This window comes from Williamsia sp. (genome assembly GCF_016462415.1).
Taxonomy (GTDB): domain Bacteria; phylum Actinomycetota; class Actinomycetes; order Mycobacteriales; family Mycobacteriaceae; genus Williamsia_A.
The window spans coordinates 1-3670 of record NZ_JAEMTF010000187.1; the positions used below are offsets into that span (position 1 = coordinate 1).

General features: G+C 66.7%; 3 protein-coding genes. 2 read left to right on the forward strand and 1 reads right to left on the reverse strand.

Going from position 1 to position 3670, the window contains the following annotated elements; translation table 11 throughout:
- Positions 1 to 1123: hypothetical protein (locus tag JHC79_RS22940; RefSeq protein ID WP_296395254.1), on the reverse strand; the 1123-nt coding region annotated here is incomplete at its 3' end.
- A gap of 436 nt (positions 1124 to 1559) precedes the next feature.
- On the opposite strand from JHC79_RS22940, the gene JHC79_RS22945 reads away from it, so the two are divergent.
- Positions 1560 to 2342 (forward strand): alpha/beta hydrolase, encoded by a 783-nt coding sequence (locus JHC79_RS22945; protein WP_296395256.1) that lies wholly within the window; start codon positions 1560 to 1562, stop codon positions 2340 to 2342.
- Positions 2343 to 2813: 471 nt separating this feature from the next.
- Positions 2814 to 3590 (forward strand): hypothetical protein, encoded by a 777-nt coding sequence (locus JHC79_RS22950; protein ID WP_296395258.1) that lies wholly within the window; start codon positions 2814 to 2816, stop codon positions 3588 to 3590.
- The last annotated feature ends 80 nt before the right edge of the window (positions 3591 to 3670 follow it).

Genomic DNA, 3670 nt, shown 5'->3' on the forward strand with positions numbered 1-3670 from the left:
GCATCGACTCGTCGCTCAGCACCCGTAGTCCGTCGGACACGACCCAGATGCGTCCGCTCGCGTCGGCGGCCACACGTGGGGCGCTGGTGAACACCGGTGCGGCGTGGACCACCTCCATCGTGATCGGATCCCGCAGCTCGAGCAGCCAGTACTGCCGCGTGTCACCCACCCCATCGGAGGGCCCGGTGGGCCACCGCCCGGTACAGCCGGTGCGACCGCCGGGATGCGACACCGTCCACAGGTGCCGGCCGGCGCTCCCACCGCCGAAATGCATGCGCGGCAACCTCATCACGGTGCCGGCGGACAGATCGTCGCCCACCGCGGCGATATCCGACCCGGAGATGACGTGCACCGGATCGCCACCGAGCCGTGGCCGTTCATGGTTGTCCGGGATCGTGTTCACCGGACCGACCTCGACGTCACCGGTCACAGAGACCCGAACCAACCGGTACTCCGTCTGCCGATCGGCAGCACCGCGGTTCCCGGTGACGACAACCACGATGAACCCGTCGTCGATGGCCGTTGCTGCACTGGGCGATCCGGGACATTGCTCGATCGGCAGTGGTTCGCGACCGGGGGTGTGCAGCCACCACCCGTTGTCATGGGTGCATGTCAGCAGCGTCTCGCCGATCACCGCCGACACCGACACCGGCTCGTCGTCGATCAGCCGGGGTCGACCGTCCGGTGCGCAGCGATGGATTCCATCGGTACCCACGACCCAAGATCCGGTGGGCGTCGCGTGGACCCGGCGCCCGTGACCACCGATGGCACCGGGTAGAAGGTGTTGCGTCGCTGTACCGCTCGCGTCCAGACGGACGAGCACGGGCAGATGTGTGTCGACCGTCCACACCGTGTCATCCGCGCAGGAGACGTCGCCGGGCACGACGTCCGGTCGAGGTGGCGGTGGCGGGACGTCGTCCAGGTCCAGGTCGACGAGCAGACCCACCGGGACATCGATGGTGGTCGAACGGTCAACCGGCTCGGTCCACAGGGCCTGCCGGTCGAAGAAGCGGGGGGCCGCATCGACATCCTCGCCGACTCGACATCCCGGTGTCGGCTCCCATCGGGGCGGGGTGTGGTGCGAGGGCTGATACCGGTTCATGACCAAGCGGATTCGTGCCACCCGGCCGCGCACGTCCGGTGGTGACGACCCGATCTCGTAGAGACTGACGAACCGTCCGGTCAGCTCGACGTGACCGACACGTGGACGGTCGCCTGACCATTCCGCCGTCCATCCATCGCCTCGGAGCAGACCGCTCCAGCGTAGATCGCGGTCGCCGGCGCGCGGCGCCGATCGATCGGGTTCCAGTCGAGCGCGGATGACCGTCGCCCTGTCGTCATCGGACGGAAGCTCCGAGAACCGGAGCGGAAGTGAGCTGATCGAACCGACGCGAGGAGGCGGAATGGCTCCGTCCTCTATGAGCAGTTCATCGACGAGCACCGTGAGGGTGCGATGGCGCGTCATGCGCCTTTCTGCTGAGTCATGTCAGGGAAGGTACGCGTCGGACGCGGCCGACGGCAAGGGCACTGTGTTCGCGCCGGTGGGGCATTGTGGACCCGTGGATCGAGCAATCAACCCCGTCGACAGCGTTTCCATCAGCTACCGCACCGTCGGCGACGGGCCGCCCGTGGTGATGTTGCACGCGACGGCGCTGTCGCAGGCCATGTGGCGGGCATTCGGGTACGTCGCGGAATTGCGTGACTCACATCGGTTGGTGCTCATGGATTTTCGTGGACACGGGCGAAGTGGCAAGCCGCATTCGTCGAGCGCCTACGGAATGGAGTTGCTGGTCGGTGACGTCCTCGCGGTTCTCGACGAGGAGCGGATCGACCGTGCCGACGTGTTCGGGTACTCGCTGGGCTCTCGGGTCGCACTCTCGATGGCCACCTCGGCACCCGATCGGGTCCGACGGCTGGTGCTGGGCGGCACCAGTAGTCGCGTCCAGGCCGGCGCGTTCGACGCGTTGTTCTTCCCCGGGTGCGCGGCGGTACTGGCCGAGAGCGGCATGGACGCGTTCATCGACCGTTGGGAGCAGCGACGGGGAACGCCGGTGGACCCCGCAACTCGAATGGCGTTCTCGGTCAACGACGCAACGGCACTGGCGGCCTACATGCGTGAGCTCGACCGCGACCCCGGTGTGCCCGATTCCGCCCTGGCGACGCTCGTCCATCCGACGCTCGCCTTTGTCGGCTCCGACGATGACACCCGGCTCGCCGACACCGAGCACGTGGTCGAGACGATCCCCGACGCTCGGATGCTCGTCGTCCCCGGCCGCGACCATGCGACGACTCCGGCCGCGTCCGAGGAGATCCTGGCCGAGGTCGCGCCGTTCCTCACTTGACAGGTGACCGAACGTGAGGGGTAGTGTCCTGCCGCGGTAGCCCTGCGCCCGACGGCGTCGTCTGTCGGATCCTCTAGTGCGCGGGGTTCTTCGATGAACACAGCTTCTGCCAATCGCGTTGTTCGCGTCTACTTTCCCGGATGGGTTCTCGAGGATCGAAACATGTCGCCGACGATCGGCGACGTGATCGAGACACGCTTGGACTTCATAACTCGCGAGATACATTCGACGAGTTTCGACGAGACATGTCGCGTGGTGGCGAAGCCGGTGTACGGGACGAGTCCCGGAGCCCACGCCGACGGCGTCCTACGCTGGCCGATCGGACTGAGCGGGGACGGCTGGTCGGCGACATGGTGGTCGGATCAACCGGTCAGCGGCCGGATAGAGACAACCGGCTATCTCTGCGCCACCTCAGGAGCGCGGTGGCCGGACAGTCCGGTTCCCATTCGAGGGACAGTTCGGCGCGCTCACGTGGTGGCACCGGAGGACGGCGGCGACGACCTCGCGATGACGGGAGTGCTGGTGGACCTCGACCTCGATGATGTGTCCCCGCCCGAGATGGATTTCCGGGCTGGATCCGTCGGTGAGACCGGTGCTGACATCTGGGTGATGGACACCTCTGATCCGGTTCTGCTGCACATTGATACGAATCGCGTTCCGCCCGCGGTGACGGAGTACCTCCTGCCGATGACGATCGAATCCCCGGGTGATGCGAACCGGTTCGTTCACGCCGATGGCGACGGTTGCTGGATCAGCTCGCGCCACGACATCTTCCGGTGCGATCGGTCGGACGACGGTGCGATCGCCGTCGAGCGGAGATGTATCGAGGGTGGCGCCGTGGTCGTCGACCGAGGGACGGTGTTCGTCCTCGGTCGGACCGGAGCGGCCGCACACCTCGACCGTCGTTACGGGATCGTCCGCGTCGAGCCCGCGACCCACCCGGTGCGGGAACTCGACGACGACGGTCGATTGATCCCGGTCGAGGATCCAGCCACACTTGCACGAGTCCGGTCTGTCCAGCTGGCGCAACGTGCGCGACGTCCGGCCCCCGGACAGTGGTGGAGCCAAGCAGGAAACCGGCTGGTGCTCGCATCACCCGACATGACCAGCGTTTCTGTCGATCTCTCCGTGCGCGAACGTGGACAGGTCGAGTGGGTGCAGACGGATCCCTTTGATGATCCGAGAATCCTCGAGGTGGTCCCCATGCTGTCGGCCGACAGCATTCGTGAAGCCACCGAGACGACCTGAGCGGGTCGCGTCCTACCTGCCTGCGCCCGAGCCCACCTTCGCGGTGCCGAACTGCATCGACTCGGTGATCTTGTCGCGCC